Below are 24,720 nucleotides of genomic sequence, written 5' to 3'. Positions count from 1 at the left end.
CCAGAAAACAACCACACCGCGGGGCGTCCCACCGCGGCAAAGACGCACGAAAGTGGGGAATTCCCAGTGACCGAAGAGAACACAAGGCACGGCGACGCCGGCACGCCTGAGGTTCCCCGCGCCGGCGTGCCCGGCGAGCGGTCCGCCCCCGCCGTTCCGCCGCGCCCCTCCGCACCGCCGACGTCCGCGATGCCGCTTGTCACGCCAGCGGACCTGCCAGCTGTCCCACCCGCTGTCACACCAGCCGTCCCGCCAGCGGACCCGCCGGCGGACCTGCCTTCCGCGGCGCCCTCCACCCCTCCGCGGCCATTGCGTCCTTCGGTACTGCCGGTGTCCCGCGAGCACAGCCGCAAGGCTGGCCCGCGCTGGTCGGACGCGGGCGCCGTGCTCGCCCGGAGGGCTGCCCTCCTGGACGGCTGGGTCAGGCGGCAGGGCATGCCGAAGATCGTAGCTGCCGGGGCCGGGGCCGTCGTGCTGGGGCTCCTGGTCTGGCTGCTCTCCGCGACGTTCATCGGCGCGAAGCCCTCCGCGGCGGAAGGCCCGCCCGCTCCGGCTGCAGCCGCTTCCTCGCCTGCTCCTGCCAGCCGCGGGACGCTTCCGCTGGAAGGCGTCAGCCCCTTGGACTTCCAGCTCGGCGACTGCTTCAAGAATTTTGACCCGGATGCGCCGCAGTCCACCGTGGTGCCCTGCGACACCGGGCACTCGGCCCAGCTCATCGCCGTCCACCACTACGAGGGCTCCGACGCCTATCCCCGCCTGAACGAGCTGAAGGACAAAGGCCGCGAGACGTGCCGCAATGCGCGGCTGGCGGATGCTGCCACCAACTACGAATTGTTGCAGCGTAACGCCTACCCGAGTTCCAGCAGCTGGGAAAAGGGCGACCGCCGGGTGGACTGCTACGTCGTCGCCAAGACCGGGAACGTCATCATGGAGTCCCTGCGTCCCTGACCGGGGCTCCAGGGGAGCCCGGGCCGGATCCGAACGCCCGGCAGGGGGACCTTGCGCCAAAGCGGTCCTGCCGCCTACTCCTTCCGGCGGACCGAGAGCCCGCTGCCGGCGGGAGGGCCGCCGTCGGGCCCGCTGAGGGCCTCAAGCCCCTCAACGGTGAGTTCCTCGACGTCGGCAGCGGTGTCCACCAGCACGGTGTCGCCGTCGGCGATCTCCCCCACCAGGATGGCCTTGGCGAGGCGATCGCCGATTTCCTTCTGCACGAGCCGGCGCAGCGGCCGGGCCCCATAGACGGGGTCGAAGCCGGACATGGCCAGCCAGGCCCGCGCGCCGTCCGTCACCTCGAGGCTCAACCGGCGGCCGTGGAGGCGGCGGGACAGCTCGGCCACCTGCAGTTCCACAATCCGGGCCAGTTCATCCACGGTCAGGGCATCGAACAGCACAATCTCGTCGAGCCTGTTCAGGAACTCGGGCTTGAAGGAGGCGTTGACGGTGGCCAGGACAGCTGCCCGCTTCGCCGCCGCGTCCATGGTCTGGTCGATCAGGAAATGGCTGCCCAGATTGGACGTGAGCACCAGGATCACGTTGCGGAAGTCCACGGTGCGGCCCTGTCCGTCCGTCAGCCGGCCGTCGTCGAGCACCTGCAGGAGGATATCGAAGACCTCCGGGTGGGTCTTCTCCACCTCGTCCAGCAGCAGCACGGAGTAGGGCCGGCGCCGGACGGCCTCGGTCAGCTGGCCGCCTTCCTCGTAGCCCACATACCCGGGAGGGGCGCCGACGAGCCGGGCCACGGTGTGCTTCTCCGAGTATTCGGACATGTCCAGGCGCACCAAGGCGCGTTCGTCGTCGAACAGGAAGTCGGCAAGGGCCTTGGCCAGCTCGGTCTTGCCCACGCCCGTGGGGCCCAGGAAGAGGAAGGATCCGGTGGGCCGGTTGGGGTCGCTGACGCCGGCACGCGCACGGCGGACAGCATCGGATACGGCGGCCACGGCTTTCGACTGGCCGATCAGGCGCTTCCCCAGGATCTCCTCCATGTGCAGAAGCTTCTGGCTTTCGCCCTGCAGCATCCGGCCGGCCGGGATCCCGGTCCAGGCCGAAATGACCTCGGCGATGTCCTCTGCCGTGACCTCGTCGGCCACCATGAGTTCCTGCTTGGGGGCGCCGCCGGCCACGCGGGCCGACTCCGCTTCCGCGGCGGCATTGAGCTCACGCTCCAGCGCGGGCAGTTCGCCGTACAGGATCCGGGAGGCCGCCTCGAGGTCGCCTTCGCGCTGGTATTTGTCCGCGGCAGAGCGGAGTTCATCCAGCCTGGCCTTCAGTTCGCCCACCCGGTTCAGGCCGGCCTTCTCGGCTTCCCAGCGGGCGTTGAGGGCGGCCAGTTGTTCCTTCTTGTCCGCCATGTCCGCCCGGAGTGCCGCGAGCCGTTCCACTGAGGCGGCGTCTTTTTCGTTGGCGAGGGCCAGCTCCTCCATGGTCAGCCGGTCCACGGCGCGGCGCAGCTGGTCGATCTCCTCCGGCGCCGAGTCGATCTCCATGCGCAGCCGGGACGCGGCCTCGTCCACCAGGTCAATGGCCTTGTCCGGCAGCTGGCGCCCGGAGATGTAGCGGTTGGACAGTGTCGCGGCTGCCACGAGCGCCGAGTCCGCAATGGCCACCTTGTGGTGCGCCTCGTACCGTTCCTTGAGCCCGCGCAGGATGCCGATGGTGTCCTCGACGCTGGGCTCACCGACGTAGACCTGCTGGAATCGTCGTTCCAGGGCTGGATCCTTCTCGATGTGCTCGCGGTATTCGTCCAGGGTCGTTGCGCCGATCAGCCGCAGCTCACCGCGGGCCAGCATGGGCTTGAGCATGTTGCCGGCGTCCATGGAGCTCTCCCCCGTCGCGCCCGCGCCCACCACCGTGTGGAGCTCGTCGATGAAGGTGACGATCCGGCCCTCCGAGTTCTTAATTTCCTCCAGGACAGCCTTAAGCCGCTCCTCGAACTCGCCGCGGTATTTGGCGCCCGCGACCATGGAGGCGAGGTCCAGGGCGACGAGGGTCTTGCCGCGGAGGCTTTCGGGCACGTCGCCGGCCACGATCCGCTGGGCGAGTCCCTCGACCACCGCCGTCTTGCCCACGCCGGGCTCACCGATGATGACGGGATTGTTCTTGGTGCGGCGGCTCAGCACCTGCATGACCCGCCTGATCTCCGTATCGCGCCCGATCACGGGGTCCAGTTTCCCCGCACGGGCCATGGCGGTCAGGTCCGATCCGAACTTCTCCAGCGCCTTGAAGGTGTTCTCCGGGTCCGGGTTGTCCGCCTTGCGGTTACCGCGGACGCCGGGCAGGGCGGCGAGCAGCGCCTCATGGGAGGCACCGGCGTCGCGCAGGAGCTTTCCGACGCCGTCGCTCCCGGCCGAAAGCCCCAGCAGCAGGTGCTCGGTGGACACGAAGGTGTCCCCGAGCTGCTCGGCCTCGTTCTGGGCGTTCTTGATGGCCTGCATGGCGCTCCGGGAGAGCTGGGCCTGCTGCACGGAACTGCCCGACGTGGAGGGGAGCGCCTTGATGGCGGTGCTCGCCTGGACGCTGACGGCCTCCGGGTCGGTGCCCGTGGCGCGGAGAAGCGCGACGGCGACACCCTCCCGCTGGTCCATGAGCGCCTTGAGCAGGTGCGCAGGTTCGAGCTGCGGGTTCCCTGCCGTCGAGGCGTTCATGGCTGCTGCCGAAAGAGCCTCCTGGCTCTTGGTGGTGAATTTGGCGTCCAAAGGGAGCTCCTGCCGGAATGGTGCTGTTATCAAAGTTGAGTCTAACCCGCTCAACTCTGTCCTGACACCCCTGGATCCATGTTTACCCACGGCGGACCCACTGTCCAGTGCCGTCCAGTGCCGTCCAGTGCCGTCCTGGTGCGGACCCCGGGCCGGCGGGTCGGGCCGGCGGTTCCGGGCCGGCCGGGCTGGTGCGGACCCCGGGACATGCCCCCCGCTAGGCCTGGCCAATGGGCATAGTCCCGCTATGCCCATTGTCCGGGGCCTGGAATGGACATGTCCCTACGGATCGGATCGGAAGAATGGACATGTCGTCCTAGGGTCCGAGGACGGCCAATGGACATATCCCCCGCCGCGCCCCGCCAGCGGATAAAATTACTTAACGTTGCTTAACACTCGGGCGCTTACCTAATGTAACTGAGGTCACAGGGACAACAACGAGAGCGAAGGAGGACGGAGATGCGCAAGGACGCCACCACGGTTGCCGCTGATCGCCCCGCTACGCCGGTATCCGCCGCTTCCGTCGCCCGGGCCGCAGGGGTTTCCTCAGCGGCGGTGTCCTACGTACTCAACGGCAAGGGCGGCGTTTCGCCGGAAACCCGACGCCACATCATCCATGTGGCGAACGAGCTGGGCTTCAGGCCCCGTAAGTCCTCGCAGTCAACCGACCTGCAGCGGACCCGCGTGGTCGGCCTGATCCTGCCGAATATCATCAATCCGATGTTTCCGCGCTGGGCCCAGGGCATCATTTCCGCCGCCGCCGAATCCGGCTACGAAGTGTTTGTCGCCACCACGCAGGACGATCCCGACGTCCTCGCCCAGGTCACCGCGACGCTCGCCCACCGCAATGTGGACGGGATCATCCTGGCCGCATCACTCCGGGATGACGCCACGGCCCTGCGTACCCTGCGGGCGGCCCGGATCCCGTATGTTTGCCTCTCGCGCCGCGCCGACTTCCTCGACTCGGACTTTGTCGGAATCGACGACGACGCCGCGGCAACGACACTGATGCAGCACCTGCTGAGCCACGGTTTCACGGAGATCGCCACCGTGATCGGCCCCCGATTCTCCACCGCATCCCTGGCCCGCGAACAGGCCTTCGTCCGCACTGCCGCCGCGGCCGGCATCACCATCAGCGGCGACCGAAAAATCAGCACCCGGGTCAACAACGAGGGCGGCCGGCTGGCGGCCGAACGGCTGTTCTCCAGCGGCAGGCCCCCGCAGGCCGTGGTGTGCGGCAGTGACGAACTGGCCATCGGCGTGATGGAGTATGCCCTCTCCCGGGGGCTCCGGATCCCGGAGGACGTGGCCGTCGCCGGCTGCGACGGACTGCCGCACAGCCGCTCCGGGCTGATCAACCTCACCAGCATCGTCCAGCCGCAGCAGGAAATGGCCCACGAGGCCTTCACCATGCTGCTCAAACGCATCGAAGCCCCGTCCAGCACCTACAACACCAAGATCTGCCGGCACCGCCTGCATATCGGGCGGACCTGCGGCTGCACGCCGCCCGCCGGCTAGCCACACTCCATCACCTTCTTCCGGGCAGCCCGCCCGGCCCCAATGAGGCTGCCCGGCCACCCGGCTGCCCACTGTTCCTGGCCACCAACCCTGACCCCAAATTCAAGGACGAAGACCCATGTCAGTTGTATCCGCACCAACGAAGATGCGCACACCGCAGGAAATTAACGGCGTGATTCTCCGCCGAGTCATGCCGCTCCTGATCGGCGCCTACATCATGGCTTTCCTGGACCGCACCAACATCGGCATGGCCAAGGACCGGTTGGAGATCGATCTCGGCCTCTCCGCCACCGCCTTCGGCATCGGTGCCGGGCTGTTCTTCCTGACCTACGCCCTGTCCGAGATCCCGTCCAACCTGATCATGCACAAGGTCGGCGCGCGCTTCTGGATCATGCGGATCATGATCACCTGGGGCATCATCTCCGCCTGCATGGCGTTCGTGCAGGGCGAGTGGTCCTTCTACATCATGCGGATGCTGCTCGGCGTGGCCGAGGCCGGGCTCTTCCCCGGCGTCATGTACTTCCTGACGCAATGGTTTGTGGTCAAGGACCGCGCCAAGGCCAACGGCATGTTCCTGCTGGGCGTCTCCATCGCCAACATTGTCGGCGCACCGCTCGGCGGCCTGCTGCTGACCCTCGACGGCTTCGCGGGCCTGCACGGCTGGCAGTGGATGTTCATCATCGAAGGCCTGCCGGCCTGCGTCCTCGCCTACGTCGTCTGGAAGAAGCTTCCGGACCGGCCCACCAAGGCCACGTTCCTCACCGCCGAAGAAGCCACCGACCTCGAGGCCCGCATCGCTGCCGAGGAGAAGGCCGGCGCGGAAGCTTCCGGCAACCACCGCCTCCGCGATGTCCTGAAGGACAGGCAGATCCTCCTCGTGGTGGGCATCTACTTCACCCACCAGATCGCGGTCTACGCGCTGTCCTACTTCCTGCCCTCCATCATCGGCACCTACGGCAAGCTCAATCCGCTGCAGATCGGCCTGCTCACGGCCATCCCGTGGATCTTCTCCGCTGCCGGTGCCCTCCTGGTCCCGCGTTTCGCCACCGACGGCCGGCGCTCCCGGATGCTCGTTACGGGAACGATGATCGGCATTATCGCCGGCTTCACCCTCGGCGCCGTCGGCGGCCCCGTGCTCGGCATGATCGGTTTCTGCCTCGCCGCCTTCAACTTCTTCGCCCTGCAGCCGATCCTCTTCACCTACCCGGCCACCCGGCTCACCGGTGCCGCCCTCGCCGGCGGCATCGCCTTCGTCAACACCATCGGCCTCTGCGGCGGCTTCCTCGGCCCGTACGTCATGGGTCTGATGCAGGACGCCACGGGCTCCAAACTCTCCGGGCTCTGGTTCATCGTCGGCATGTGCACCCTCGGCGCGATCCTGTCCCTGTTGCTCAAGCGGGGCACGGAGACGCCCCAAGGCATCCCGGCCGCGCACTGACGCAGCCGGTCCGCCGCTTTCCCTCAGCTACCCCAACCCAAGGACTAGTCATGGATTTCACCTCAAAAAGGGTCCTCGTCACCGCCGGTGCCAACGGCATCGGCCTGGCGATCGCCAACAAGTTCCAGGAACTCGGCGCCACTGTCTTCGTGGCAGACATTGACCCCGACGCCGTCGAGAAGGCCCGCGTCCACGGCCTCGCCGCGGCCGTCAACGACGTCTCCGACGAGGAGCAGGTCCGCTGGCTCATGGCCACCGTCAAGGAAGAACTGGGAGGCCTGGACATCCTCGTCAACAATGCCGGCATCGCCGGGCCCACCGGTCCGCTCGAGACGCTGGACACGGCGGCCTGGAAGGCGACCTTCGACGTCAACATCCACGGCCAGTTCTTCTGCATCAAGCACGCCCTCTCAATGCTGCGGGAGGGCCGGGACGCGTCCATCGTGAACCTCTCCTCGGCCGCCGGGCGGCTGGGAATGGCCGGGCGCAGCGCCTATTCGGCATCGAAGTGGGCCGTCGTCGGGCTGACCAAGACGCTCGCGATCGAACTCGGTCCGGACCGAATCCGCGTCAACGCCATCTGCCCCGGTGCCGTCAACGGGCCCCGGATCGACGCGGTCATCGCGGCCAAGGCGGAAATGCTCGGCCTGCCGGCGGACCAGGTCTCCGGGCTCTATCTCAACCAGTCCTCGCTGGGACGGCTGATCGAGGCCGAGGACATCGCCAACATGGCGGCCTTCGCCGCCAGCGATCTGGCCCGCAACGTCAACGGCCAGGCGCTGGCCGTCGACGGCAACACCGAAAAACTCTACTGATCCAGCCCACCTAAGACCTGGCCTACCCAAGGAGACCTTCCCATGGCTGCTGCACGCAAAGTCATCATCACCAGCGCCGTCACCGGCGCCATCCACACCCCGTCCATGTCCCGGTACCTGCCGGTCTCCCCGGACGAGATCGCCGACGCCGCCCTCGGCGCCGCCGAGGCCGGAGCCGCGATTGTGCACATGCACGCCCGCGATCCCAGGGACGGCCGGCCCTCCCAGGACCCGGAGCACTTCGCCCCGATCCTGGACAAGCTCAAGCGCAACACCGACGCCGTCATCAACATCACCACCGGCGGCTCGCCCCACATGACGGTGGAGGAGCGCATGCAGCCGGCGGCGCTGTTCAAGCCGGAGCTCGCCTCGCTCAACATGGGGTCGATGAACTTCGGGCTCTACCCGATGCTCGAGCGCTTCACCGAGTTCGGCCACGACTGGGAGCGGGAGGGGCTCGAGAAGAGCCGCGACCTGGTTTTCAAGAACACCTTCCAGGACATCGAGACCATCCTCGGCATCGGCAATGAGAACGGTACGCGCTTCGAGTTCGAGTGCTACGACATCTCGCACCTGAACAACCTGGCCCACTTCCACGCCCGCGGCCTCGCCAAGGGACCGCTGTTTGTCCAGTCGGTCTTCGGCCTGCTCGGCGGGATCGGCGCACACCCGGAGGACCTCATGCACATGCGCCGCACGGCGGACCGGCTGCTGGGCGGGGACTACGAATGGTCCATCCTGGGCGCCGGCAAGAACCAGATGCCGCTGGCCACGATCGGCGCGGCCATGGGCTCCCACGTCCGGGTGGGCCTGGAGGATTCCCTCTGGATCGGCCCCGGCCAGCTGGCCACCTCCAACGCCGAACAGGTCACCCGGATCCGCACCATCCTGGAAGCCCTCAACTTCGAGATCGCCACCCCGGATGAGGCGCGTCAGATGCTGCAGCTCAAGGGCCGGGACAAGGTAGGTTTCTGAACGCATGACCATCCTCGTGGCCCCGGACAGCTTCAAGGGGACCTATACCGCGGCCGAAGTCTCGGCGCACATTGCCGCCGGGATCCGCTCGGCCGGCGGCACCGCCGTCGAACTGCCCGTGGCCGACGGCGGCGAGGGAACCTTCGAGGTGCTGGTCCGGGGCCTGGACGCCCGGCCGCGGAGGATCAGCACCGTGGGGCCGTGGGGCGACGCCGTCGATGCTGTGATCGGCCTGACCGACGACGGCACCGCCGTCGTCGAGCTGGCCTTTGCCATCGGGCTTAACCTGCCTTCCGCCGGGGACCGGGATCCGGTGGCCGCCAGCACCTACGGCACCGGAGTTCTGATGGCGGAGGCCGCCCGGCTCGGCGCCCGCCGGCTGCTGGTCGCGGCCGGCGGATCCGCCACGACCGACGGCGGGGCCGGCCCCATCGCCGCGATGGAGGAGCGCGGCGGCCTCAGCGGTGCGGAAGTTGTGATCCTCAGCGACGTCACCACCCGCTTTGCCGACGCCGCCCGGGTGTTCGGTCCGCAAAAGGGCGCCGGCGCGGCCACGGTTGTGGCACTCACCCGCCGGCTCGAGCTGCTTGCCGGGCGCTTTGCCGTCAAATACGGCCGTGACCCCCGCCCGGTGGACCGGACCGGCGCGGCCGGCGGGTTCTCCGGCGGGATGTGGGCCCGCTACGGAGCGAGGCTGGTGTCCGGCGCCGACTATGTGCTGGACCTGCTGGATTTCGATGCGCAGCTCACTGCCTGCACGGCCGTGGTGGTCGGCGAGGGCCGGCTGGATTCCCAGACCGGTCAAGGGAAGATCATCGCCGCCGTCCTCGCCCGCTGCGGCACCAAGCCGGTGTACGCCGTCGTCGGCTCCGTGGACGCAGACCTGGGCGGCTACGCCGAGCACTTTGCCGGCATCATCGTCGCCGGTGAGGCGTCGGCGATGGCCGCTGCGGGTGCGCGGCTGGTGCGGGCCACCGGACATGCCCCCGCTAGCTCTGGCCACAGGACATAACCCCAGCATGCCCAATTCCTGAGCCAAGGACTGGAATGTCCCCACATGGGCCCCGACCAGACCAGCCCAGTGGACATGTCCCTCGCGGGGGACCTTCGCCCTCAAGAAAGCGATCCGGCGGTCGGCTCCCCCAAGGAGCCGATCACCGGATCGGGGATCTTCCGCCTGTGTAGCTTGTCACATGTTTGACAAATTTGTCACGCAACACGTGGGCGGTCGTCGGGAAGCGTGGGTAATCTGGGAACCATGGACCAACCGACGGCGCCGCACGAGACTCCAGCACGAAGTGTTTTCCTCGACAAGGAACACCCCGCGGCCTGGCGTGCGCTCAACGGGCTGGGACTGAAAGCCAAAGAAGCCGCCGAGGAGGCAGGCCTGGACCGGACGCTGATTGAACTGTTGAACGTCCGCATCTCCCAGATCAACGGCTGCGCGTACTGCCTGGACCTGCACGTCGGCGATGCGGTGAAGAACGGCGAAACGGCCCAGCGCCTGGCCGTGCTTGCCGCCTGGCGTGACACCGCGCTGTTCACGCAGAAGGAACGCGCAGCGCTGACGCTCGCCGAGGCCGTTACGAACATCTCCGATGCCCATGCCCGGGAACGCGAAGGTTCCGCCGCCAGGAAGCACCTCACGGCCCAGGAATTCTCCGCCGTGAGCTGGCTCGTCATCACCATGAACGCGTTCAACCGGGTCTCCATCGTCAGCCAGCACCCGGTCCGCAGCGCCCGCGAGTAACCCGCTATGCCGGATAGATGGCCACCGCGGCGGCCTTGACCACAAAGTAGACGTCCAGGCCGGGCGCCAGGCCCAGGTCCGCGGAGGCCGCAGGCGTCACATCGGCGGACAGTTCCCCGGCCCGGACCCTGATCTGATCCCCGTGCGGCTCCAGATCCGTGATGGTCACAGGGTAGGAGTTCCGCGGGCTGCCGTGCGCCTCGTTCAGAAAAACTGACACGGCCGACGGCGGGAAGGCTGCCACTCCCGCCTGCCCTGCGGCGAGCGGGGCATCGTGCTGGCCGGCGAACTCCAGGCCCTCTATGGAACGAATCCCCGTTGAGGTCACGGTTCCGGACACCAGGTTGAGTCCCGCGAGTCCCGCGGCGAAGCTGCTGCGCGGCCGCCGGAGGACATCACGGGTGGGGCCTTCCTCGGTGATCCGGCCGCCCTCCATCACCACCACGCGATCCGCCAGCATGTACGCGTCCAGCACGTCGTGGGTGACGATGATGGCCCGCCGGCCCGCGAGGACCTGTTTGAGCAGCCGGCGCAGCAGCGGTGCCGCGTGGATGTCCAGGGCGGCCATCGGTTCGTCCAGCAGCAGCACCTCAGGGCTGGCCGCGAGCGCACGGGCCACCGCCACGCGCTGGGCCTGCCCTCCGGAGAGCTCCGCGGGGCGTCGTGCCGCGAGGTCAGCAGCGTCGACCTCGGCGAGCCAGTGCCGGGCGGCCTCCCGCGCTTCGGCCTTGGGAACGCCCGCGCTCCGCGGCCCGAAGGCCACGTTCTCGAGCGCGCTCAGGTGCGGGAAAAGCAGGGCCTCCTGTGCCAGCAGGGCCGTCCCGCGGTGGTGCGGAGCGGTCCAACGTCCCCGGCCGTTCGGCTGTAGGTCGAACAGGACCTTGCCGTCCATCTCGGCCCGGCCGATATCCGGGCGGAGCAGACCCGCAATCACCGAGAGCAGGGTGGATTTACCGGCCCCGTTCGGTCCGAGCACGGCAACTGTCTCCTCCGGCCCCAGGCTCAAGGACACTTCGAAGCGGCGGGCGGCGACGGCGGCGTCGAGAGTGAACGTCATACGGACACCCGCTCCCCTGCGCCGGCGCTGCGGACCGCTGCAGTCCTGGAACCCGGGCTGCCGGACCCTCCAGGTGCCGGCCGCCGGTAGGACAGCCCGACGACGATCACCGCCACCGCAACGAGCAGCAGGGAGAGCGCGACGGCGGCGTCGGCGTCGGTCTCCCGCTGCAGGTAGATCTCCAGCGGCAGGGTCCGGGTGACCCCCTGGAGGCTGCCGGCGAAGGTGAGGGTGGCGCCGAACTCGCCAAGGCTCCGCGCGAACGACAGCACCGCGCCCGAGGCGAGCCCGGGGAGGACCAGCGGTACCGTGACGCGGCGCAGCACCGTGGTGGGGCGCGCGCCGAGCGTTGCGGCGACAGCCTCGTACCGGCTGCCGGCGGAGCGCAGGGCGCCCTCCAGGCTGACCACGAGGAACGGCAGGGCCACGAAGGTCTGGGCCAGCACCACCGCCGTCGTGGAGAACGCGATCTGGATTCCCGCCACCTCGAGGCTCTTGCCCAGCAGGCCCTGCCGGCCGAAGGTGTAGAGCAATGCGATGCCGCCCACCACCGGAGGCAGGACCAGCGGCAGCAGGACGAAGGAGCGCAGCAGCGATTGTCCGCGGAAGTGGCCGCGGGCCAGAACGAGCGCCAGCGGCACACCGAGCAGCACGCACAGCACGGTGCTCGCGGCCGCGGTGCGGAGGCTGAGCCCCAGGGCGGTGAGGGACGCCTCCGAGGTGACCAGCGGGATGAACTGGGGCCAGTTGACCTTGGCCACCATGGCCGCGAGCGGCAGCAGCACGAACAGCGCCCCGACGACGGCAACGGCCACCACCCAGCGTGGAATCCCGCTGTAGGCGCTGACGGTCCGGTGGTTCACCGTGCCCTACGGGGCGCCGAAGCCGGCGTCGCCCAGGACCTTCTTGCCCTCGGGACCGGCGACCTCCGCAATGAACGCCGCCGCCAGGTCCTTGTTCCTGCTGGTCCGTACCGCGGCGATGGGGTAGATGTTCACGGCCTTGGCCGCCTCGGCGAAGGGGACTTCCTTCACCTTGTCCCCGGCAGCCTTGACGTCCGTGACGTAGACCAGCCCGGCGTCGGCCTCTCCGGAAATGACTTTGCCCAGGACATCGGTCACGGACGATTCCTCACTTACCGGCTTCAGGGTGATGCCGGTTTCCTTCTCGACCGTCTTCGTGGCCGCGCCGCAGGGCACCTGGCTCGCGCAGATGACAACCTTCACTCCCGGCTTGGCGAGATCCGCAAAGGAGCCGACTGACGCCGGGTTGGCCGGCGGTACGGCAATGGTCAGCACGTTGGTGGCGAAATTCCTGGGCGATCCTTCCACCAGCGAAGCGTCGGAGAGCTTGGCCATGTTCTTGGTATCGGCGGAGGCAAACACATCCGCCGGCGCGCCCTGGCTGATCTGGGTGACGAGGTCCGAGGACCCGGCGAAGCTGAACGCTATCTTGGTTCCCGGATTCTTGGCCTCGAAATCACCGGCAAGCTTGGTGAAGGTGGCCTTAAGCGAAGCCGCGGCGAAGACCGTGATGGTCCCCGAGGGTTTGGGGCCCTCCGACGCGCCGGTAGCGGCGGAAGATGAGCCGCCCGTCGCGGCGGGCGTACCGGTGGCGCACCCGGTGAGGCCGGCGGCCAGGACGACGCCTACGACAAGAAATGTCGGGATGCCCTTGCGCGGAATTCTCATATGACGCTCTTGCCTTTCGAAGTTTCAATGATCACCGTGGTGGCCTTGACGACGGCGGTCGCGACCGATCCGAGCTCCAGCCCCAGCTCCCGCACAGCCTCGCTGCTCATCAGGGACACCACCCGGAAGGGCCCGCACTGCAGCTCCACCTGGGCCATCACGGTGTCCGCAGTGATGGCGGTGACCAGCCCGACGAAGCGGTTCCGGGCCGAGCTGCCCACCTTGGCCGGGTCATCCGGAAGCTGGGCCTGTTCCCGGGCAAGCCGGGCGAGCTCCAGCCCGTCCACGGCCAGCCGGCCGGCGTCGTCCTTCAAGGGCGTCAGGCTTCCGTTCTCGGTCCAGCGGCGCACGGTGTCGTCGCTGACGCCCAGGAACCGGGCCGCCTCGGAAACGCGAATATTAGGCATGACCCAACTATAACCCGCAAATGCGAATTCATAGGATGCAATTGTCCGCAGATTCGAGAGGATGCATCGCGTCTTCTGGGCTTTCCCGGTGACCCGCTCCGCCGTGCCGTGAGACGGTTGCCAGGTAGCCACTTGACCATCCGACACGGGAGAAACAAAAGCATGGGCAGTCCGGAACAGACAACCCCCTGGACCGACAGCCTCGGCCGCGCCAGCATCAGGACCGCACAGGTCCTGCTGCTGCTGGTCCTGGCTGCGGTGGCAGCGTACGCACTGATCCAGGTGCAGCTCGTCGTGATTTCGGCGGTGCTGGCGCTGATCCTTGCCGCCGCGATCGCACCCTTCGTGCACTGGCTGCGCCGCAAGGGGTGGCCAGGCACTGTCGCAACCACATTCTCCTTCCTTATCCTCGTGCTGGCTTTCGGCGGCCTCATCACCGGCATCGTTTTCGCCGTCATGGGCCAGGCAGGCGAGCTTGCCAGCAAGGCCACCGAGGGCTTCGACAAAGTCCACGCGTTCGTGCGCAACGGGCCCATCCCGGTCGACGACCAGCAGATCCAGCAGGCGAGGGACGCCGTCGTCGACTTCGCCACGAGCAGCACCGTGGGCGCCGGCGCCATCACCGGGCTGAGCGCCACCGGCAACTTCGTCACCGGCGCCGCGCTCATGGCCGTCATCCTGTTCTTCTTCCTCAAGGACGGCGAGCGCATCTGGGCCTTTGTGCTGCGCGCGTTCAAGGGCGAGCGTCTCGTCAAGGCACGTCGGGTGGGGCAGAAGAGCCTCACCGTGCTCGGCGGCTACGTACGCGGCACCGCCATCGTGGCTTTGGTGGACTCATTCTTCATCGGCCTGGCACTGCTCGTCATGGGCGTACCCCTCGCCCTCCCGCTGGCCGCGATCGTCTTCATCGGCGCGTTCATCCCGCTGATCGGCGCCACCCTGGCCGGCGTCCTCGCAGCCCTCGTGGCACTCGTCGCAAACGGTCCGGTCGCTGCACTCATCGTCGTCATAGTGGTGATCGCCGTCAATCAGCTCGAGGGGAACTTCCTGCAGCCCGTCGTCATGGCCAGGCGCTCAACGTGCACGCCCTCGTCATCCTGCTGGCGCTCACCGCCGGAACCATCCTGGCCGGGATCATAGGGGCCATCCTGTCCGTGCCCCTGGTGGCGGTGGGCTGGGCGGCGATCAAGGCCTGGAATTCCGGCGGTGCCGAGCACGTCACGCCCGAGGCGATCGAGCAGGCAGAGCACGAGACGCGGCTGAATGAAAAAGGCCAGGGCCTTCGCAGCCGCCCGCACTAGACTTCCCCCATGGCCGTCTACCTGGATCCGCCGCTCTGGCCTGCCCATGGAACCCACTTCTCGCACCTGATCTCGGACACCTCGCTGGAGGAACTGCACGCCTTCGCGGCGGCGGCCGGCATCCCGGAACGGGCGTTCGACGGCGACCACTACGACGTCGCCGAGGCCCGGTACGGCGCCCTCGTGGCGGCCGGGGCCGTCCCGGTGGAGGGACGAATCCTGGTCCGCAAGCTGATCGCCAACGGCCTGCGGATCCCTGCCCGCCGGCGCAGCGGCTCCCTGAAACTCCCGCTGCTCCACCGCTGGAACGAGGTCCTCCCGGACCACGATGCGCTCTTCCTTGACCTCCTGGACCGCTGGGGTGAGGAGCACCGCCGGTACCACGGCCGCACCCACCTCCTGGCCGTCCTGGAGGCGCTTGACCTGCTGACGGAGCCCGCCGATCCGCCCCGCACCGTGTTACTGGCCGCCTGGTTCCACGACGCCGTCTACCGCGGCATCGCCGGCCAGGACGAGGAGGAGTCCGCCCGGCTGGCCGAGGACCGGCTACGGCAGGCGGGGCTGCCTGACGGCGAGGCTGAGGAGGTGGCCCGCCTGGTGAGGATGACGGCGGGCCACCGCCCGGACCCCGGGGACGACGCCGCCGCCCTGCTCAGCGACGCGGACCTTTCCGTTCTCGGCGGGGAACCGGCAGCCTACGCCCGCTATCTGGCCGCCATCCGGCAGGATTTTGCGCACATCGGCGACGACGACTTCGCCGCCGGTCGCGCCGCCGTCGTCCGCCAGCTCCTGCAACTCGATCCGCTCTTCCACACGAGCCGCGCCCGCGAGCTGTGGCTGGAGGCGGCGCACCGGAACCTGCAGGGCGAACTCGGGTGAGCCGGGCACCGGACGAGCGCCGGCAGCGCTGGTGCGGCGCTTGGCTCAGCAGGTCATGATTTGAGGTCGATAGGGGCCCGGTCTACCTGGCCATCGCCAAGCTGGGTATCTTGGCGTATGTTGGCGTTACGGGGGACTCTATTCGTAGATCCCATGTCGGGTGGGGCTCAAGAATTTACTCTCAGCATGGGGGAGTTAGGAAGTGGGGACTAGATGTCTCACGCAATTCCCTCGGGGGCCAGTCGACGTCTCTACAACGAGGACCTCGCACCGGCCGAACATCGTACGTGGGGTTTTTACTCCCTGTTCGCGATGTGGATGTCCGACATTCACTCACTTGGCGGTTACACCTTCGCCGCTGGCCTCTTCGCGTTGGGCCTGGGCGCCTGGCAGGTGTTCCTCGCACTGGTGGTGGGGATCATCCTCGTCTTTTTCCTGATGAACCTCTCCGGCTACGCCGGCCAGAAGACAGGCGTTCCCTACCCGGTGCTCGCGCGGGTCTCGTTTGGAACGTTCGGCGCCAACCTGCCGGCCCTGATCCGTGCCCTCGTGGCAATCGCCTGGTACGGCATCCAGACGTGGCTCGCCTCCCGCGCCGTCGTCATCATCGCCCTGAGGATCTGGCCCGAGCTCAAAGGCCTGACGGAGAACAACTTCCTGGGCGAATCCACCCTAGGCTGGCTGGCCTTCCTGCTGATGTGGTCGCTCCAGCTTCTGCTGCTTCGAAACGGCATGGAGACGATCCGGAGGTTCCAGGACTGGGCCGGCCCGGCCGTCTGGGTGGTGATGGCCCTGCTGGTCGTCTACATCCTGATCAACGCGGGCTGGAACATTTCCTTCGACTTGCCCGGGGGAAAGGCGGAATGGGGCGTCACCCATGCCTTCTTTGCCGCCATAGCGCTGACGGTGACGTACTTCTCCACCCTGATGCTCAACTTCTGCGACTTCTCCCGCTTCGCACCATCTCGCAAAGCGGTGCGCACGGCGAACGTGTGGGGGCTGCCGGTGAACTTCATTGCCTTCTCCGTGGTCTCCGTCGTCGTCACCGCCGGAACATTCAAGGTCTACGGGGAGCACATCTACGACCCGGTCGAGATCGTCGGGCGGATCGATAGCATCTGGGCGCTTCTGCTCGGGGCGGTCACTTTCGCTGTCGCAACGCTGGGCATCAATGTCGTGGCGAACTTCGTCTCGCCGGCCTACGACCTCGCGAACGTCTGGCCCTCGAAGATCGACTTCAAACGCGGTGGCCTGATCGCCGCAATGATCGCGCTCGTCATCACGCCCTGGAACCTGTTCAACAGTCCCGTCGTGATCAACCTTTTCCTCGGAGGGCTCGGAGCACTGCTCGGGCCGCTCTTCGGGATCATCATGACCGACTACTACGTGCTCCGCAAGCAGCGCGTGCTGGTTCGAGACCTGTTCAGGGAACAGGGGTACTACACGTATACGCGCGGCTGGAATCCCAAGGCCGTCATCTCGTTCCTCGTCTCGGCCGTCCCTGCTGTGGTCTTCGCGCTCGGTCCACTATTTGCCGCCCTCTCTGCCTTCTCGTGGTTCATCGGAGCAATCCTGGCGGCCGCGGTGCATTACTTCATCTCGCGCAATGACACGACTCTGGCCGAATCGATCGCGGCCGCGGCCGCGGAAGAAGCTGAGCCGGGTGCGGCGTGGACGCAGGTTCCGGCGTAAGGCGAAGGCCTGACGGTGAGGAGCATTGCTCATGGGTGGGTCTCGTGGCGACGGAATAGTGCCCGGATGGCGGCCCTGGGCTTCGACCTTGGCGTGCCTTAGCCTCAGATGCCGCCGCGGCGGAGGAGGTTGCCGGTGGGGGTGTGGCCGTTGATCAGGGTGCCGCGGAGGTAGGTTTTGCGGACCACGCCGGAGAGGGCCTTGCCGTCGTAGGGCGTGATGGGGTTTTTGTGCTTGAGTTTGGTGACGTCCACGACGTAGGCCTCGTCGGGGGCGAAGACGGAGAAGTCGGCGTCGTAGCCGAGCGCCAGCTGGCCCTTGTTGGTCAGCCGGGCGAGTTCTGCGGGTTTGGCGGCCATCCAGGACAGGACCTGTTCCAGGGTGATGCCGCGGTGCCGGGCCTCGGTCCAGATCAGGGACAGGCCCAGCTGCAGCGAGGAGACCCCGCCCCAGGCGACGGCGAAGTCGCCGTTGTCCAGGTCCTTCAGGTCCAGGGTGGACGGGGAATGGTCCGAGACGATGCAGTCGATGGTGCCCTCCTGCAGGCCCTTCCAGAGCAGTTCCCGGTTCCCGGCCTCGCGGATCGGCGGGCAGCACTTGTACGCGGTGGCGCCGTCGGGGATCTCCTCGGCCATCAGGGTGAGGTAGTGCGGGCAGGTCTCGACCGTGAGGCGGACGCCGTCGCGCTTTGCGCTGGCGATCATGGGCAGCGCGTCCGAGGAGGACAGGTGCAGGATGTGCGCGCGGGCCCCGGTCCAGCGGGCCCGCTCGATCACCTCGGCGATCGCCTTGTTCTCGGCCCCGCGGGGGCGGGAGGCCAGGAACGTGGAATAGTGGTCGCCGCCCGGATGCGGCGCGCGGTCGATCGCGTGCGAATCCTCGGCATGGACGATCATGAGCGAATCGAAGGACTTCAGCGCGGCCATGTCCTCCTCCATCTCGTCCGCCTCCAGGTGCGGGAACTCGTCCACGCCGGAGTGCAGCAGGAAACACTTGAACCCGAACACGCCCTCGTCATGCAGGGGCCGCAGGTCCGCCTTGTTTCCCGGGACCGCGCCGCCCCAGAAGCCGACGTCCACGAACGCCTGGTCCGCGGCGACTTCCCGCTTGAGTTTGAGGTTTGCCACCGTGGTGGTGGGCGGGATGGAATTCAGCGGCATGTCGATGATGGTGGTCACCCCGCCGGCCGCGGCGGCCCGGGTCGCGGACGCGAACCCCTCCCACTCGGTGCGGCCGGGCTCGTTGACGTGCACATGGGTGTCCACCAGCCCGGGGATCAGGGTCTCGTCATCGGCCAGCTCGATGGTCTCGGCGCCGGTGAGGCCGTTGCCCAGCGGCTCGATCGCCACGATCTTCCCGCCCCGGACCCCGACCTCCCGGGCCACGATCCCGGCAGTAGTGAGGATGTGCCGGCCCCGGATGACCAGGTCATAGTCTGGTTTGGACGATTCACTCATTGATTTTTCCTCTGCACTTCTGGTTGTTGGGTTGTCTGGGTCCACGGGAAAATCCCCTGCGGAAGATTTTTCTATCGAGCGCCGGTTTGGGCTTCAGCGCCGCCGGTCGTCGGAGCTGAAGAAAACGGCCATCCCGTGACTACCTTGGGGCGGGGCGGGGCGAAGGTGCGGATTTTCGATGTGCTCAGCCCCAGGCGGACGAGCGACTCGGCGATCGTCACGGCGGCTGCGACGCCGTCGACGACGGGGACGCCCAGACGTGTGCGGATTTGCTCGTCGAGTCCGGACATACCGCCGCACCCCAGGACGATAACCTCGGCCTTATCGTGCTCGACGGCGCGTTGGGCCTGGTCCAGGATTGCCTCGACGGCACGCCCGGGGAACTCCTCGAGTTCCAGGACACCGAGGCCACTGGCCCGGACCGACGCGCAGCGGGCATCCAGTCCGGCGAGTTTCAGCCGGTCCTCAATGAGCGGAACCGTGCGGTCCAAGGTGGTGACTACCGAATACTTGTGACCGAGGAACATGGCGGTGCTCGCTGCCGCTTCGGTGATGTCGATGACCGGCACGTCAAGGAGTTCCTGGAGTCCTTCTCTGCCATGCTCGCCATAGCCGGCCTGAATGACGGCATCGAACGGCTCAGGATAGGCGAGGACAACGTCCATGACGGCAATGGCCGCCAGATAGCTTTCGAAGTTACCCTCGCACGAATCCGCACCGAATCGCGGCGTGAGACCTATGATCTCCGTCCCGGCAGCGGCCGCCGCGCGGGCCTGGGCAGCGATTGATTCTGTCATGGAAACCGTGGTGTTGACGTTGGCGACGAGGATGCGCATGATGCCTTTCGGGTTCTGTGGTGCGGGGGTCGGGGGTGACGGCCGGTCCGCCTTGCCGCGGCGGACCGGCCTGGATGCTATGCGGGTCAGTGCAGGCTGGGGACGGCGATGGGCTCCCCGGAGACGTCATGGAATTCCCGTTTGCGGTCAGCGACGATGAAATACGCGAGGGCTCCGATTCCGGCGCCGATGAACCAGGAGAAGGCTGCGACCGGCTGCAGAGCCGGGATGAACGCAATGAGAAGTGAAATGAGTGCGGCCGGGATGAAAGCTGCCACCGCCCTCATATTGACGCCCTTGCTGTAGAAGTAGGACCCCTTGCTGACTTCGGTATAAAGCTCAGGGACGTTGATCCGGGTGCGCCGGATGAGCCAGTAGTCGGCCATGATGACACCGAACAGCGGGCCCAGCAGCGCGCCCAGGCCCCCGAGGAAGTAGACGATGACTGCCGGGTTGTTGTAAAGGTTCCAGGGCAGGATCACCAGGCCGATGATCGCGCTGAGCAGGCTGGCACTGCGGAAGTTGAGTCGTTTTGGCATGAGGTTGGTGAGTGCGTAGATCGGCGCGACGAAGTTCGCCATCAGGTTCACCGCGATGGTCAGAACCAGGAGAGCCAGCGCTGCCGCCACCAGGAGGAAGGTGTTCGGGATCGACTGGACGATATCCGACGGGCTGCCGATCACGACGCCGTTGATTTTGAACTGGGCCCCGGTGATAACGACGACGATCAGGCCAAAGAAGAGCATGTTGACCGGGATTCCCCAGAAATTGCCCTTGATGATGGATTTGCGGGTCGTCGAGGATCGGGTGAAGTCGCAGAAGTTCAGGACAAACGTGGCGTAGATGGAGACCCACAGCGCGCCACCGGCGAAGATCTCCCGCCACATCTCGCCCCCGGTCAGGGCATCCTTGGTCGAGAGCGCAATGGAACCGCCGGCCTGCAGGAACATCCACGCGGCCAGCGCGGCCATAGTGACCAGGATGATCGGCCCGGCGAAAGCCTCGTACTTGCGGATCATGTCCATCCCATACCGGACGATGATGACCTGGACAATCCACAGGGACAGGAACGAGACCCAGCCAAGGGTCGAAAGCCCGAGAATGGAATCCTTGTCCAGATCCGCGAGGCCGGGCGCCAGGGCAATTAGCAAGACGCGGAGCACCAGGGATGCCAGATAGGTCTGGATTCCGAACCAGGCGATCGCGACGCCGCCACGGATGAGGGCCGGGATCTGCGCGCCATGAATTCCGAACGCGATGCGGCTCATGACGGGGAACGGGACGCCAGTCTTATGGCCCATGAAACCCGACAGCGTCAGCAAAAGGAACAGCAGGACCGCGCCGACTCCCAAGGCGAGCAGGATTTGCCATGCACCGAGGCCAAGCGCGAACATGCCGATGGCGAACCCGTAGTTACCCAAGCTGTGCACATCGTTGGCCCAGAGCGTGAAGATGCTGTAGGCCGTCCATCGGCGTCCCTTCATCAGGGTGGGCGCGAGGTCCTGATTATAAAGCCGCGTACTCGTCGGTGAGAGGCCCAGGTCCTCTGCGGTGGGGGGCTCATCGAAGCTAGGCTGGGGACGTTCGTGATGCCCGTCAATGGTTGGCGCTATGGCCGGCGATGCTGACATGGAGTGACCTCTCGGGGGAATCATAAGTAAGGGGCCTGCGGAAGCGCGGGCGGGTCGAGGATGCGGCTGCTGACCGTTTCCTCCATCCCTGGCGGCCAGGGAACGCACGCCGCGGGCCGGAGCAGCCCGACGGCGTGATGGGACGACGCAACGATGGTGACGGCGGTGTTCTCGTCAGATCAGGTCCTCGGTTGTGGCGATCTGCCCCGAGGAACAACTGGTTTCGCCGCGGGGACCGGTGGTGACGAACCCGCACGGCGGCTCGGGACCCTCAGAGTGGGTCGAACATTTCCGAGAACGAGAAGGGTTTGCAGCAAGATCCTGACCAATCATTTGTCTCGGGCCACTCTTCTTTGAGGGACACATCAAATGTAAGCCGGATCACAGCATTCCACAAGGGGGGAATCTATTTCCACAGTGTGGAATTGTCTGTCAGCTACGTGGGCGTAGCAGATGGCAGCGACCCCCGGATGGCTGCAGGCGCAGTTTTTCGACGCCGGCAGCGGGTACGCGGCCGATGTGGTGTCGGAGCGTTGCGCTGGGCATCCGACTGTCGTATTTGCCATGGCAGGCCGGCAGCTGGGCATGCCATGCCGGGAACTGATCGACACCGGCTGCCCGGCGACCTGAAGACTCGACGCGAGGACCGCCGTCGCACTCCTGGACAACGCCGTGCGCCGCCGGGCGTAGCCCGCAGCCCTCAACAGCAAAGAAGGCCAGAACAAATGAAAATCTCCCCGATCCGCTACGGGCGCGACATCGAGCGCTCCAACCGCTTCTACGCCCTGCTCGGGCTGGCGGAGAAGGCCGGAGCCCCCAGCGGCACCTGGGCCGAACTGCACGCCGACGGCGGCCAGCTGGGGCTCCATATCGCCAGGGTCGCCGGGCAGCCACCTCGACGCCGGCTCGGTCTCGCTGCAGTTCACCAGCGACGAGAAGCTGGAACCGGTTGCCGGGCTACTGGTCGGTGCGGGCTTTGAGCCTTCCGTCATCATTGACGAAACCTTCGGCCGGTACTTCACCGTTTCAGACCCTGACGGCTACCTCCTCCAGATCAACGAGGCAGACGAAGAACTGCGGGCATGCGCTACGAGACGCGTGAGTCCGCGGCGCTGAAGCCGTAGCCGCGAATTGGCAATAGGCGCCGTGCCCGGCTATCAGCTCCTCGGCCGGAGATGCTCGGCCAGACGGTCGAACGACTCGCGCCAGCCGACGCCGTTGCTGTCACGGTTGTCCAGGGTGTCGAACGGGCCTTGCCTGAAGGTCATCCGGGTGCCGCCCTCGATCTCCTCCAGTTCGAACGTCACCTCGGTTTCGAAGCCGCGGGTGCCGTCCTGTTTGTCCCAGGCATGGGTGAACACAAAGAGGTTCGGCGGCTCGATGTCGGTGTGGACGCCGCTCCACCAATACTCCTGCCCCGTGCTGTCCTGGATCATGCAGGCCCGGTAGAGGCCGCCGATTTCCAGATCCGTGTCGATACTCTCGCGCGGGGTGTGGAAGCCGCGGGGCCCCCACCAAGCAGGAGCCTGGTCCGGATCCGTCAAGGCCGACCACACCCTGCCGAGCGGAACCTGGAATTCGCGGGTGACCACCAGCATCAGGTCGTCCGGCAGTGCTGCCGGCCCAGTTCCTTCATGGTCAGGGACTGCCGCTTCAGCGGTGACATGTTCAGACATTGCGGGTCTTCTCCTTCTCCGCCGAGCGATAGGCCTACCGGTAGGCCTTGCTGTAAGCCGCCACGAACGGCCGGTCGCTCGGGACTATCTGCTTGCCCAACGGCATGAGTGACACCGGGATGAGCTTGAGGTTGGCGATGGCCAGCGGGATCCCGATGATGGTGATGGCCATGGCGAAGGCCGTGACCACATGCCCGATCGCGATCCAGATGCCCGCCACGAGCAGCCAGATCACGTTGCCGAGCAGCGAGAATACGCCGGTGCCGCCAGGCCGGTCCACCACGGTGCGGCCGAAGGGCCAAAGTGCGTAGGAGGCAATCCGGAAAGAGGCGAGCCCCCAAGGAATGGTGACGACGAGCAGGCAGCAGACGATCCCGGCCACGAAATAGCCGATCGCCAGCCAGAGCCCGCCGAATAGCAGCCAGATGATGTTGAGCAATGTCTTCATGGCTCCATTCTCTCCCGCCCGGCGCAGATCAGGCCTAGAGGTTGGCCCGGAAAAATCCCTGAATTGGCTCGCCGGGACACCGGCCGGGGCCCGGGCGCTTTGCGATCACCGGGATCCGCACAATACTTGAACAATGCCTGCACTCCTGAAGCTTGCCCTGATCGTCGCCGTCGTCCTGCTGGGCGTGGGCCTGGCTGTGAAAGCCGTGCAGTTCCTGCTCTACGTGGGTCTGCTGATCCTGGTGGCCGCCGGCATTGCGTTCTTCCTGCGCCGCGTGCGCAGCACACGTTGATGCCGCGGGCCCGGCCTGTCGGATGACCACGGCCGGGGGCGCTTTCGGCCCGATTCTGGAAGTCATGACGTGGGTGGGGTTCGTCCTGGGCCTGCCGTTGCTCGCCTGGGGCTGGATCGCCATACGGAGACGCTGCCGGTGGACCCAAACCACAGCTCAGGTGTTCAGCGCCGGAGGCTTCAAGGGGTACCGCTGGACGGACCACCAGAACGCCGATCACCGCTCCCTGCTTCCCGACGCCGAATCGCCCGGGCTGGCGGACGGGACCGACGTCGTGCTTTTTTACGATGCATGTCACCCCTCGCGGTGGGGGCTGGCACCGCCCAAACCGGACAACCCGGCATGGACCCTCGGATGGGTCCTCACCTGGGTCGGTGCCATTTCCACTGCCCTGGGTTTTGTGTTGCTCTTCCTCTGAGACCAGCTAGGGCTGCTTCACCATGGCGGCCTCGACAGTGATCTTGACCTTGTCGCTGACCAGCAGTCCGCCCGCTTCGAGGGCGGCATTCCAGGTCAACCCGAATGCCTTGCGGCTGATTTCCGCCTCGGCGCTGAACCCTGCCCGGGTAGCACCGAACGGATCCACCGCGACGCCGGTGAACTCGACCTCCAGGTCCACCGGTTTGGTGGAATCGCGGATCGTGAGGTCGCCGGTCAGGACGTAGTCCTCGCCGTCGCCCTTGATGGCGGTGGCCCGGAACGTCATCTCCGGGTACTTTTCGACGTCGAAGAAGTCGGGTCCGCGGACGTGGGCGTCACGGTTGGCGTCGCCGGAGTCGAAGCTGGCGGTCTTGATGCTGGCGTGCAGGCTGGCATCCGCCAGGGACTCCCTGACCCGGGCTTCTGCTGAGGACTCGTTGAAGCGTCCGCGGACCTTGCTGATGCCGGCATGGCGGACGCTGAATCCGATCTCGCTGTGGGACATGTCCAGCGTCCAGAGGCCGGGGGTCAAACCTTCGGGCAGAGTCACAACGGTCTCCTTCGAGAGGGTGGCGGGCCGGACCCGCCGGGTCATCGGGGTACTCCCCCAAGGAGAATGCTAACGAGGTAGCCCTCCCCCGGCTAGAGAGCGCGTTGACTCATAGAAAACCTCCGCGTAGCTGGATACGTTGCCTCAGTTGAATACCTCCGCGTAGCGGCGTGGTTTCCGGGCGGGGCGGCGTAT

General features: G+C 66.8%; 26 protein-coding genes. 15 read left to right on the top strand and 11 right to left on the bottom strand.

Going from position 1 to position 24,720, the window contains the following annotated elements:
* Positions 1–66: 66 nt before the first annotated feature.
* Complete coding sequence (locus tag ABIB26_RS08690) at positions 67–948, top strand: septum formation family protein (RefSeq protein ID WP_354241462.1); 882 nt, start codon at positions 67–69, stop codon at positions 946–948.
* A 74-nt stretch (positions 949–1,022) separates the two neighbouring features.
* Here the strand turns inward: ABIB26_RS08690 and clpB are convergent, their stop codons facing one another.
* On the bottom strand, positions 1,023–3,692 hold the full coding sequence (gene clpB, locus ABIB26_RS08685; protein WP_354241460.1) for an ATP-dependent chaperone ClpB: 2,670 nt from the start codon (positions 3,690–3,692) through the stop codon (positions 1,023–1,025).
* A gap of 459 nt (positions 3,693–4,151) precedes the next feature.
* On the opposite strand from clpB, the gene ABIB26_RS08680 reads away from it, so the two are divergent.
* The 6 genes from ABIB26_RS08680 to ABIB26_RS08655 all read left to right on the top strand — a co-directional run bounded on the left by ABIB26_RS08680 (position 4,152) and on the right by ABIB26_RS08655 (position 10,188).
* Positions 4,152–5,210: a LacI family DNA-binding transcriptional regulator gene (locus tag ABIB26_RS08680; RefSeq protein WP_354241457.1), complete on the top strand. Its 1,059-nt coding sequence runs from the start codon at positions 4,152–4,154 to the stop codon at positions 5,208–5,210.
* A gap of 118 nt (positions 5,211–5,328) precedes the next feature.
* Positions 5,329–6,648, top strand: coding sequence for an MFS transporter (locus ABIB26_RS08675; RefSeq protein ID WP_354241454.1), 1,320 nt, complete (start codon positions 5,329–5,331; stop codon positions 6,646–6,648).
* Positions 6,649–6,698: 50 nt separating this feature from the next.
* The gene (locus ABIB26_RS08670; protein WP_354241452.1) at positions 6,699–7,463 is read left to right on the top strand and encodes an SDR family oxidoreductase; all 765 of its coding nucleotides are present in this window, start codon (positions 6,699–6,701) and stop codon (positions 7,461–7,463) included.
* A gap of 42 nt (positions 7,464–7,505) precedes the next feature.
* Positions 7,506–8,438 (top strand): 3,5-dioxohexanoate:acetyl-CoA acetone transferase, encoded by a 933-nt coding sequence (kce, locus tag ABIB26_RS08665; RefSeq protein ID WP_354241449.1) that lies wholly within the window; start codon positions 7,506–7,508, stop codon positions 8,436–8,438.
* Between the two features lie 4 nt (positions 8,439–8,442).
* Positions 8,443–9,450, top strand: coding sequence for a glycerate kinase (locus ABIB26_RS08660; protein ID WP_354241446.1), 1,008 nt, complete (start codon positions 8,443–8,445; stop codon positions 9,448–9,450).
* A 246-nt stretch (positions 9,451–9,696) separates the two neighbouring features.
* Positions 9,697–10,188 (top strand): carboxymuconolactone decarboxylase family protein, encoded by a 492-nt coding sequence (locus ABIB26_RS08655; RefSeq protein WP_354241444.1) that lies wholly within the window; start codon positions 9,697–9,699, stop codon positions 10,186–10,188.
* Between the two features lie 4 nt (positions 10,189–10,192).
* Here the strand turns inward: ABIB26_RS08655 and ABIB26_RS08650 are convergent, their stop codons facing one another.
* From ABIB26_RS08650 to ABIB26_RS08635, 4 genes are read right to left on the bottom strand one after another with little or no spacing between them, the layout of a single operon-like run.
* On the bottom strand, positions 10,193–11,245 hold the full coding sequence (locus ABIB26_RS08650; protein WP_354241441.1) for a sulfate/molybdate ABC transporter ATP-binding protein: 1,053 nt from the start codon (positions 11,243–11,245) through the stop codon (positions 10,193–10,195).
* Positions 11,242–12,108: an ABC transporter permease gene (locus ABIB26_RS08645; protein WP_354241438.1), complete on the bottom strand. Its 867-nt coding sequence runs from the start codon at positions 12,106–12,108 to the stop codon at positions 11,242–11,244. The genes ABIB26_RS08650 and ABIB26_RS08645 overlap by 4 nt, the downstream gene beginning before the upstream one ends.
* Positions 12,109–12,114: 6 nt before the next feature.
* Positions 12,115–12,936 (bottom strand): molybdate ABC transporter substrate-binding protein, encoded by an 822-nt coding sequence (modA, locus tag ABIB26_RS08640; protein WP_354241435.1) that lies wholly within the window; start codon positions 12,934–12,936, stop codon positions 12,115–12,117.
* Positions 12,933–13,343, bottom strand: coding sequence for a TOBE domain-containing protein (locus ABIB26_RS08635; protein ID WP_354241432.1), 411 nt, complete (start codon positions 13,341–13,343; stop codon positions 12,933–12,935). The genes modA and ABIB26_RS08635 overlap by 4 nt, the downstream gene beginning before the upstream one ends.
* Positions 13,344–13,505: 162 nt before the next feature.
* On the opposite strand from ABIB26_RS08635, the gene ABIB26_RS08630 reads away from it, so the two are divergent.
* The 4 genes from ABIB26_RS08630 to ABIB26_RS08615 all read left to right on the top strand — a co-directional run bounded on the left by ABIB26_RS08630 (position 13,506) and on the right by ABIB26_RS08615 (position 17,215).
* Positions 13,506–14,483 carry an AI-2E family transporter gene (locus ABIB26_RS08630; protein ID WP_354241429.1) on the top strand — a complete coding sequence of 326 codons (978 nt, stop codon included), beginning with the start codon at positions 13,506–13,508 and terminating at the stop codon, positions 14,481–14,483.
* Positions 14,423–14,644: a hypothetical protein gene (locus ABIB26_RS08625; RefSeq protein WP_354241426.1), complete on the top strand. Its 222-nt coding sequence runs from the start codon at positions 14,423–14,425 to the stop codon at positions 14,642–14,644. Before ABIB26_RS08630 ends, ABIB26_RS08625 begins: the two co-directional genes overlap by 61 nt.
* Positions 14,645–14,653: 9 nt before the next feature.
* The gene (locus ABIB26_RS08620; RefSeq protein WP_354241424.1) at positions 14,654–15,523 is read left to right on the top strand and encodes a DUF4031 domain-containing protein; all 870 of its coding nucleotides are present in this window, start codon (positions 14,654–14,656) and stop codon (positions 15,521–15,523) included.
* A gap of 213 nt (positions 15,524–15,736) precedes the next feature.
* Positions 15,737–17,215 carry an NCS1 family nucleobase:cation symporter-1 gene (locus ABIB26_RS08615; RefSeq protein WP_354241421.1) on the top strand — a complete coding sequence of 493 codons (1,479 nt, stop codon included), beginning with the start codon at positions 15,737–15,739 and terminating at the stop codon, positions 17,213–17,215.
* Between the two features lie 104 nt (positions 17,216–17,319).
* Here ABIB26_RS08615 and allB read toward each other — a convergent pair whose 3' ends face one another.
* The 3 genes from allB to ABIB26_RS08600 form a co-directional block, all read right to left on the bottom strand.
* Entirely contained in the window at positions 17,320–18,672 is a 1,353-nt protein-coding gene (gene allB, locus ABIB26_RS08610) for an allantoinase AllB (protein ID WP_354241418.1), read from the bottom strand.
* A gap of 71 nt (positions 18,673–18,743) precedes the next feature.
* Positions 18,744–19,508: an aspartate/glutamate racemase family protein gene (locus ABIB26_RS08605; RefSeq protein WP_354241415.1), complete on the bottom strand. Its 765-nt coding sequence runs from the start codon at positions 19,506–19,508 to the stop codon at positions 18,744–18,746.
* Positions 19,509–19,594: 86 nt separating this feature from the next.
* A complete protein-coding gene (locus ABIB26_RS08600; protein WP_354241413.1) occupies positions 19,595–21,139 on the bottom strand; it encodes an NCS1 family nucleobase:cation symporter-1 in 1,545 nt (514 codons plus the stop codon).
* Positions 21,140–21,592: 453 nt separating this feature from the next.
* Here ABIB26_RS08600 and ABIB26_RS08595 point away from each other — a divergent pair, with 453 nt between their 5' ends.
* Positions 21,593–21,769, top strand: coding sequence for a hypothetical protein (locus ABIB26_RS08595; protein ID WP_354241411.1), 177 nt, complete (start codon positions 21,593–21,595; stop codon positions 21,767–21,769).
* A gap of 95 nt (positions 21,770–21,864) precedes the next feature.
* A complete protein-coding gene (locus ABIB26_RS08590; RefSeq protein WP_354241409.1) occupies positions 21,865–22,119 on the top strand; it encodes a VOC family protein in 255 nt (84 codons plus the stop codon).
* Between the two features lie 177 nt (positions 22,120–22,296).
* Here ABIB26_RS08590 and ABIB26_RS08585 read toward each other — a convergent pair whose 3' ends face one another.
* Complete coding sequence (locus tag ABIB26_RS08585; RefSeq protein ID WP_354241407.1) at positions 22,297–22,815, bottom strand: SRPBCC family protein; 519 nt, start codon at positions 22,813–22,815, stop codon at positions 22,297–22,299.
* A gap of 34 nt (positions 22,816–22,849) precedes the next feature.
* Entirely contained in the window at positions 22,850–23,263 is a 414-nt protein-coding gene (locus tag ABIB26_RS08580; protein ID WP_354241405.1) for a YccF domain-containing protein, read from the bottom strand.
* A gap of 133 nt (positions 23,264–23,396) precedes the next feature.
* On the opposite strand from ABIB26_RS08580, the gene ABIB26_RS08575 reads away from it, so the two are divergent.
* A complete protein-coding gene (locus tag ABIB26_RS08575; protein WP_354241403.1) occupies positions 23,397–23,555 on the top strand; it encodes a hypothetical protein in 159 nt (52 codons plus the stop codon).
* 22 nt (positions 23,556–23,577) lie between these two features.
* A complete protein-coding gene (locus ABIB26_RS08570; protein ID WP_354241401.1) occupies positions 23,578–23,973 on the top strand; it encodes a hypothetical protein in 396 nt (131 codons plus the stop codon).
* Between the two features lie 6 nt (positions 23,974–23,979).
* Here ABIB26_RS08570 and ABIB26_RS08565 read toward each other — a convergent pair whose 3' ends face one another.
* A complete protein-coding gene (locus ABIB26_RS08565) occupies positions 23,980–24,525 on the bottom strand; it encodes a YceI family protein (protein ID WP_354241399.1) in 546 nt (181 codons plus the stop codon).
* Positions 24,526–24,720: the final 195 nt, after the last annotated feature.

Origin of the sequence: Arthrobacter sp. UYEF20, from assembly GCF_040546335.1 — a bacterium.
Classification (GTDB): Bacteria; Actinomycetota; Actinomycetes; order Actinomycetales; family Micrococcaceae; genus Arthrobacter.
Note: the sequence above shows the minus strand (reverse complement) of the source record. Positions and strands in the feature narration are given on the sequence as shown.

Excerpts from the sequence above, each read along its gene's own strand:
- ABIB26_RS08680 (WP_354241457.1), top strand. The coding sequence starts at position 4,152 with ATGCGCAAGGACGCCACCACGGTTGCCGCTGATCGCCCCGCTACGCCG.
- ABIB26_RS08675 (WP_354241454.1), top strand. The coding sequence starts at position 5,329 with ATGTCAGTTGTATCCGCACCAACGAAGATGCGCACACCGCAGGAAATT.
- ABIB26_RS08670 (WP_354241452.1), top strand. The coding sequence starts at position 6,699 with ATGGATTTCACCTCAAAAAGGGTCCTCGTCACCGCCGGTGCCAACGGC.
- kce (WP_354241449.1), top strand. The coding sequence starts at position 7,506 with ATGGCTGCTGCACGCAAAGTCATCATCACCAGCGCCGTCACCGGCGCC.
- ABIB26_RS08660 (WP_354241446.1), top strand. The coding sequence starts at position 8,443 with ATGACCATCCTCGTGGCCCCGGACAGCTTCAAGGGGACCTATACCGCG.
- ABIB26_RS08655 (WP_354241444.1), top strand. The coding sequence starts at position 9,697 with ATGGACCAACCGACGGCGCCGCACGAGACTCCAGCACGAAGTGTTTTC.
- ABIB26_RS08650 (WP_354241441.1), bottom strand. The coding sequence starts at position 11,245 with ATGACGTTCACTCTCGACGCCGCCGTCGCCGCCCGCCGCTTCGAAGTG.
- modA (WP_354241435.1), bottom strand. The coding sequence starts at position 12,936 with ATGAGAATTCCGCGCAAGGGCATCCCGACATTTCTTGTCGTAGGCGTC.
- ABIB26_RS08635 (WP_354241432.1), bottom strand. The coding sequence starts at position 13,343 with ATGCCTAATATTCGCGTTTCCGAGGCGGCCCGGTTCCTGGGCGTCAGC.
- ABIB26_RS08630 (WP_354241429.1), top strand. The coding sequence starts at position 13,506 with ATGGGCAGTCCGGAACAGACAACCCCCTGGACCGACAGCCTCGGCCGC.
- ABIB26_RS08620 (WP_354241424.1), top strand. The coding sequence starts at position 14,654 with ATGGCCGTCTACCTGGATCCGCCGCTCTGGCCTGCCCATGGAACCCAC.
- ABIB26_RS08615 (WP_354241421.1), top strand. The coding sequence starts at position 15,737 with ATGTCTCACGCAATTCCCTCGGGGGCCAGTCGACGTCTCTACAACGAG.
- allB (WP_354241418.1), bottom strand. The coding sequence starts at position 18,672 with ATGAGTGAATCGTCCAAACCAGACTATGACCTGGTCATCCGGGGCCGG.
- ABIB26_RS08605 (WP_354241415.1), bottom strand. The coding sequence starts at position 19,508 with ATGCGCATCCTCGTCGCCAACGTCAACACCACGGTTTCCATGACAGAA.
- ABIB26_RS08600 (WP_354241413.1), bottom strand. The coding sequence starts at position 21,139 with ATGTCAGCATCGCCGGCCATAGCGCCAACCATTGACGGGCATCACGAA.
- ABIB26_RS08595 (WP_354241411.1), top strand. The coding sequence starts at position 21,593 with ATGGCAGCGACCCCCGGATGGCTGCAGGCGCAGTTTTTCGACGCCGGC.
- ABIB26_RS08590 (WP_354241409.1), top strand. The coding sequence starts at position 21,865 with ATGAAAATCTCCCCGATCCGCTACGGGCGCGACATCGAGCGCTCCAAC.
- ABIB26_RS08585 (WP_354241407.1), bottom strand. The coding sequence starts at position 22,815 with ATGTCTGAACATGTCACCGCTGAAGCGGCAGTCCCTGACCATGAAGGA.
- ABIB26_RS08580 (WP_354241405.1), bottom strand. The coding sequence starts at position 23,263 with ATGAAGACATTGCTCAACATCATCTGGCTGCTATTCGGCGGGCTCTGG.
- ABIB26_RS08575 (WP_354241403.1), top strand. The coding sequence starts at position 23,397 with ATGCCTGCACTCCTGAAGCTTGCCCTGATCGTCGCCGTCGTCCTGCTG.
- ABIB26_RS08570 (WP_354241401.1), top strand. The coding sequence starts at position 23,578 with ATGACCACGGCCGGGGGCGCTTTCGGCCCGATTCTGGAAGTCATGACG.